Below are 6,487 nucleotides of genomic sequence, written 5' to 3' on the forward strand. Positions count from 1 at the left end.
TATAATTGCGCAGTTGTCGACAAGGATACCGGCATCGTATATTTCTTTGCATGGGGAGCCTAACCAATCGGAGGTCTCAACTCCGTTCGCTCCTGCGTCGCTCACTCCTTGAGACTCCTCGACGTTGGATGAAAAGAATAATCACATCCTTAATAATTACGGTTTCTGCCCTTATTGGAGAAGCCGCCTGCAATCTTCTTGAACCGAAATTCGATTCTATCGAGATTCAGGCGGACGAGATTCTTACTGCATTAAAGAAACTCGAATCGGAAGCTCAGGCGATCTACGCGAAGTACAAAATGTCTCCTACTTTGATTGCATTCGATTTTACCGAGGGAAAGAAAAAGAAAATAGAATACACCGGGAAGGGAGTTTCGTGCCTAGAAGTAGCTTCGGAGCTACTTAAAATGAATGGGGAAGAATTCTATATATCGGACACGGAGACCATTTGGATCGGCGTAACAGAAAAGAGAATTAAGAATATTGAAAGTGAATACCCATTTAATATTCGAGACGTTATTTTTCCTATGGTGGTATTTGAAGATATGAGCATCTCAGAAGTCGAAGATATCCTAGCTAAGTTGTGGCTAATTTACAATCCTCAGGGAGAATCCGCAGAGTGGCGCATGAACATCGGACGAACATATGCAGAGAAAATAAATCTAAAGTGTAAGCAGGTAGACTTCCTCACTCTAGTTACCTACTTAGACATCATTACAAGCAATGCATCCAACCAGGCAGAGGTGGCAACGCCATAGGCGCGCCACTCTTCGACGATCTGAGAATGAAAAAATTACCTGCAGCCCTAATCATTATACTAACGGGAACCTCCTCAGTATATTCGAATTATGTAGAAGTATTCTTCGAGGGAGCCATCGATACTGTTACTGCAGGCACGAAACAAATCGGAGAGAAAATAAAAGGCAGCTTCAGATACGAATTGGATGCTGAAGGAGAATTCCCTAGTCCATCGATGATTTATCCGCTACAAACAAACTTTCGAGCGTTTCCACTGTCTATGACCATTGATGGTAACACGCTTAGCTATCAATATGATACTGGCGCTCACCTCGTCGATTGGTCTGAAGAGAATAAAGAAGATTTCAATTTGTCTTCTGACGGCTATCTGTCCGACGGAAACACAAACTTGAGAATGGAGTGCAATTTTGAGGGTCCTGATTTATTTGATAGTCTGTGGACACTCCCAAATCCGCCGAATTTTACGAATCTGAGCCTTGCACGCTTTTCATTATCCATCACCACGCCAAGTAACCTCAACTCGTTTGAAGAAAATTACAGCGGAACCATAGAACATATTTCTGCTGTTGTTCACCCAGTGAGGCCGGAAGTCCAGATTGTCGACATCAGTGACGATGACATCACTGTCCTCTTCTATGGGAAGCTCCAGCACTCTTTCAACCTAGAGGAGTGGACAGACTCCCCCATGTTTTTGCAGAGTTCTAAACATACTTATTCGTTTTTTGAGGGTGCTCCCAAAAACTTCTTTGTGAGGGCCACCGAATAAATTCAGATCAAGACGATGGTGGACAATTCCGCTCGCTCCTTCGTCGCTCGCTTCATGCCACATCTCCACGATGTAGAAGAAAATGAATGTTCACCACCCGCTGCGCTGGAGACACGAAGGCACGGAGGAGAAAAAGAAAAATCAAAACTCTGTGTCTCAGTGCCTCCAGTGAATCCGCTTTGCGGGTGAACGTGTGGTTAAAAATCAGGGAAGAAATGAGAGAAGGCACTCGACCAATCCACACCCACCAGCCAGCCTGAAAGCTACATCCAGACGCTGCTGGTCAATCCCATTTACGCCGCTGGACAGTCGATAACCACTTGAACCACTAAACTCACTGGCTGGGATGCCAGAGCTTTACGATATAGAAGAGAATTTTGAAACCGCTAATTGACACTAATGAACGCTAATTAAGAGAAGGAATGAAAATGAGAATCAGCCCCATTAGCGTAAAATTAGCGGAAATTAGCGGTTCCCGGCTCTGCCGGAAAAAAACATTTCGAAGGAAAGAAGAAGTGCTTGTCGGATTCGATGCCGTTGGGCACTCAGGAAACTATATCCAGTCGGAGGTCTCAACTCCGTTCGCTCCTGCGTCGCTCACTCCTTGAGACTCCTTCACGTTCTGCGAAAAAGAAAATGAAACACGATTTAGCCGATGACTACTCACTAGCTAAGTGGCTGAAAGCAAAGAAGGAATTAGATCCGAGTTCTAGGCTCACCGGAATAGCTCTGATCTTTCTTGGGATGGTCTTCGTTTTCTGGGGGATCTCGGAAGTAAATGAATCTCGAATTGATGAGACTATAAGGGAAAGAGAAGCTCTCCTGTTAGTTGAGGAAATTCGCGGTTCAGAAATCATCACAGACAAAATAAGAAAAAGGGCTACAACTGTCGAAAAGTTATCCTCCCAATCCAATTTTGATGACTCATTATTGATTGGAAGTCTCTCGGCAATTTTTGGTTTCATCCTATTGTCTATCGGCTCCAGAAAACTTAAGGCAGAACCAGCCGGCACAGGTCAACCCATGTAACCTGCCCGAAAATCCGAGAATCACTTGAACCACTAACCCGTCAGGCTGGGTGCCTGGCCTCATCGTTCGAGAAATGAAATCGACTCACCTTATACCTCTTTGCATGGCCCTAGCATTCTCCGTTCAGGCGGAAGTCACAATGAAGAAAGAGAAAGTGAATCCAGAAAGAACAGAAGCTGTTCGCCATATCTGGTTTCGAGATGGTGTGAAAGTGGTTAGCCAGAATATCCCAACAGACGAAAATAAATTAAGCCTCTGCATAATTAGCCCCTTCGAAAAGGAAAAAGGAAATGCGGCATTGGCGCTATCTTTCACGGATGGACGGATTTCATCCATCTTCAATGGCCCAGCTTTGGAAGGCTACGGTTTCTGCATCGACGATTTTACCAGAGACGGGGTTCCGGACATCATCCAGATCGTCGGAGAAAACCAAGAAAACGGGCAAAGAAGGCTGATCGAAGCATACTCGATAATCGGAGGTATTGTTGAGCCTATTCCAGATAGACTTATAATGGATAGGTCAGATGAATTCTACTTCGACGACGACATCATAGCCTACTTAAAATCTAAACTCGAACCAGACGCTTCTGGACAACGTCGCTAACGCGCCGCGCCAGAGCTCGACGATCTACAAAAAAATGAATCTACTTACGATAGAAGTTCCACAAAAAAGTATCCTGTTCTTAGTGATGGCAATTTGCTTGAATGCTGGACATGGTGCGACTTTTCAGGTCGAGGGCACTAATATCGTTTTGACTTATCAAGATGGTGGATCACCGGACACTGTTGCCATCTCGGACTGTAATACCGATGCTTCAGGGGAACTTCTGATTCCATCCATCATTGGGGGTAAAAACGTAACAAGCATCGGCGACCGTGCATTTTATGACTGCGACCAGCTAACTAGCGTAGTGATCCCTGAAACTGTAGATGAAATTGGAGAGTGGGCGTTTTTTAGATGTTACAGCCTAGCAAGTGCCTCTCTCCCTGATAATATCACGACAATCCGACTGAATACGTTTCGGTATTGTCGCGAGTTAGATAGCATTACAATACCAGATAGCGTGACTACGATAGGAGAAGGTGCTTTTGCTGGTTGCAGTAAGCTCAGTGAGATAGTTATACCCACTAATGTTACCTCGATCGGGAGTTCTGCTTTTCATTTTGCGGGTTTGACCAGCGTGAGCCTTCCCTCCGGTCTGACAGATGTCGGTTATCTCGCCTTTGGTTATTGCCAGAAGTTAACTGAAATCTATATTCCCGACACTGTGCTCACAATCGGAGAGTCGGCTTTCAATGGTTGTCGCTTACTAGAGGACGTCAGACTACCTTCTGGTCTAAAGGTTATTAGTGAACGCATGTTCGAATACTGTGAATCACTGACTTCAGTTGACATCCCAAATACTGTAGAAGCAATAGAGACTAGAGCCTTTGCGGGATGTTCCAAGCTGGAAACGATTCACATTCCATCAAACGTCACATCGATTGAAGGAGCCCCCTTTGCACAATGCACAAGTCTTACAAGCATTACGGTTGCAATCGAGAATCTCGCGTTTTCCAGCATCGGGGGCGTTTTGTTTGATAAGAACGGAACAACACTAATTGGCTATCCATCCGGTCGAACCGGAGGATACTCTTTCGATGAAAATGTAACTGCGATCGGCGACCTAGCATTCTATCGCTGCACAAATTTGACTAGCATAGTATTTCCTCAGAATCTCAATTCTATTGGCGCTAGTGCCTTTGCCTACTGCACCTCATTGACCGACCTACAGTTACCAGAGAGTCTAATCACTATCGGGCGAGGAGGTTTTTCAGATTGCACTAGCCTGCGCATAATCGAACTCCCCGGTGGGCTGACGGTCGTGAGCGAGGAACTTTTTAGAGGCTGCAGCAGTCTCAGGGAAGTAATTTTACCGGAAGGTATTACAAATATAGGAGGCGATGCATTCTCATATTGCTCTAGCCTTAGTAGTATAATTATTCCAGACAGTATGAATCAGTTCGACGAGGGGAGCAATCCATTCTCCGAGTGCTATAACTTAAAGAATATCACTTTCGAAGGAGATGCGCCAACCTCTTCCGAAGAGCTATTTTTTGATGATCAGTTTGCTGATCTTACGATTTATTTTTATGAGAGTGCGGACGGTTTTACCGAACCTGAATGGCTTGGAGCGCACTCCTATGAAGTGAGTGGGCCTGACGCCGACTCAGACGGAGACAATTTTGGTCATCGGTTGGAAACCTTGCTTGGAACTAATCCACGCGATGGAAGCGACCGAGCGAAGGCATGGCTAACCCTAGAGAATGACAATTTAAAGATTCACTACGCGCCACACAGAGAGCATCTCAATTTCAGTGTCCAAGAAACAACGGATATCTCTGATCCGGAAGGATGGGCTAACCTTGACAGCCTTAGCTTCACAGGTGACTACGACGAACAGACTGCAGAGATTTCTGGCCCCAGAAATGGGTCTACTTTTTATCGTGTCTCAGTAACGCAGAAATAAAAAGGTGAATAATTACTTGGGACGAGTATTAACGACGGGCCAGAACATTTTCAGCTATCGATACCTCCGAAACAAAAAGTAGATCAAGACGACGTAGTCAACTCCGAGGCTGCGCCTCTCCGTGACTAGTCTCTACGTTCGTGAAAGGAATGAAAAACGAATCAAAGCTATCGATCCTTTGGGCTATTGTAGTTACAATCGTTCTTCTAGCCCTTATCTTCCATGTTGCTGACATCGTTCGAGCGTCCGTCAACAGATACCATGCCAGGGTAGAAAGAGAAAACAGAACTTTCCCCTTTCTTATTAACTACCGAGTCGTCAGCAATGATACAAACGATTTAATACCAAGCATAATACAAATAAATGTGAATGGAACTGATTACCACAGCAGATTAGATAACTCGATTGCAGGAGAGTCGAAGGAACCATTTACTGTTAAAGTAAATGTTTATGGAGCAGGTGGTATAAGTGAATTTTTAAAATCAATTGAGCACAGAGTTGATGGCCACACTGTCGAACATTACGACATCATAATCGAAAGCACGAACAAGTCGATGGAGGAACAACCGATACAGCCGCCGCGTGATTGACCTTTACGGAAATTTTGACCACTCTGAATCCAGTCTCAGCACCGCTTACCGCTGTATCGGTGCCTCATCGTGACGATCTACAGAAAGAATGAAATGTCGAAAGCGGGAAGCCATACTCTAGTCTATAGCTTCATTGCCCTTTTTGCTTTGATTGGCCTTCTTTCAGCATTTAGCGGATCGGCAGGAATCTGGCTGCTTCCATGTTTGATCGTCGGGTTTTTAGCGCTCTGGGCAGTCATGAATATCTTCAGCCACAAAAATAATGAATAAAGATAAAGAGAATCTAGATGTCGTGGACGAAATAAATAAGACGTTTGGTGACGGAAAGGCCTTTGAATTAAGTGATGAGCGCTTGCAGGAAATCGTAGCCGCTTGGCTCAAATACATCCCTAGCGATGATCCACAGAACCTACACCGAGCCAGCCAATACGGCACGATGCTAAATTCCTTACTCATTGCCGCGAATACGAGAGAGATAGCACGCCAGAATAAACGGATTACTGCCTTAGCCGTCGTCATTTCTTCGATAGCAGCTGGATCAGCACTCGGAGTTTATCTTCTGTCAGTCGCTAAGATTTTATCATAAGCACCTAGGAGAAACAAAATGAAGTGTAGATCCAGTCGCAGCTATCAACTCCTTTCGCGCTCCGCGCTTCAGTCGCGATAGTGATGTGTCCTGAGATTGGTGGACAAAGGATTCCGTTACTAGGTTGTGGTTATAATGTTTAGTTGTGGTTGATGCAAGCCGGTAGGCTAGCTCCTATGCCCCCCATGGGGGGCGCGATTTTTTCCTCGAACTGAACCGGGTTTTTATAGCCCAGCGAAGAGTGTTT

At 45.1% G+C, this 6,487-nt stretch carries 7 protein-coding genes; all 7 read left to right on the top strand.

What is annotated here, in order from left to right; genetic code table 11:
• Window positions 1-128: 128 nt before the first annotated feature.
• The 7 genes from DDZ13_RS14920 (at window position 129) to DDZ13_RS14950 (ending at window position 6,240) form a co-directional block, all read left to right on the top strand.
• On the top strand, window positions 129-758 hold the full coding sequence (locus DDZ13_RS14920; RefSeq protein WP_110132261.1) for a hypothetical protein: 630 nt from the start codon (window positions 129-131) through the stop codon (window positions 756-758).
• A 26-nt stretch (window positions 759-784) separates the two neighbouring features.
• Complete coding sequence (locus DDZ13_RS14925; protein ID WP_110132262.1) at window positions 785-1,525, top strand: hypothetical protein; 741 nt, start codon at window positions 785-787, stop codon at window positions 1,523-1,525.
• A gap of 636 nt (window positions 1,526-2,161) precedes the next feature.
• Window positions 2,162-2,554: a hypothetical protein gene (locus tag DDZ13_RS14930; protein ID WP_146209397.1), complete on the top strand. Its 393-nt coding sequence runs from the start codon at window positions 2,162-2,164 to the stop codon at window positions 2,552-2,554.
• A 103-nt stretch (window positions 2,555-2,657) separates the two neighbouring features.
• Window positions 2,658-3,158, top strand: a complete 501-nt coding sequence (locus DDZ13_RS14935; protein WP_110132264.1) for a hypothetical protein — start codon at window positions 2,658-2,660, stop codon at window positions 3,156-3,158.
• A 34-nt stretch (window positions 3,159-3,192) separates the two neighbouring features.
• A complete protein-coding gene (locus DDZ13_RS14940) occupies window positions 3,193-5,064 on the top strand; it encodes a leucine-rich repeat domain-containing protein (RefSeq protein WP_110132265.1) in 1,872 nt (623 codons plus the stop codon).
• Between the two features lie 149 nt (window positions 5,065-5,213).
• Window positions 5,214-5,654 (top strand): hypothetical protein, encoded by a 441-nt coding sequence (locus DDZ13_RS14945; RefSeq protein ID WP_110132266.1) that lies wholly within the window; start codon window positions 5,214-5,216, stop codon window positions 5,652-5,654.
• 262 nt (window positions 5,655-5,916) lie between these two features.
• A complete protein-coding gene (locus tag DDZ13_RS14950) occupies window positions 5,917-6,240 on the top strand; it encodes a hypothetical protein (RefSeq protein ID WP_110132267.1) in 324 nt (107 codons plus the stop codon).
• Window positions 6,241-6,487: the final 247 nt, after the last annotated feature.

Origin of the sequence: Coraliomargarita sinensis, from assembly GCF_003185655.1 — a bacterium.
GTDB lineage: Bacteria > Verrucomicrobiota > Verrucomicrobiia > Opitutales > Coraliomargaritaceae > Coraliomargarita_B > Coraliomargarita_B sinensis.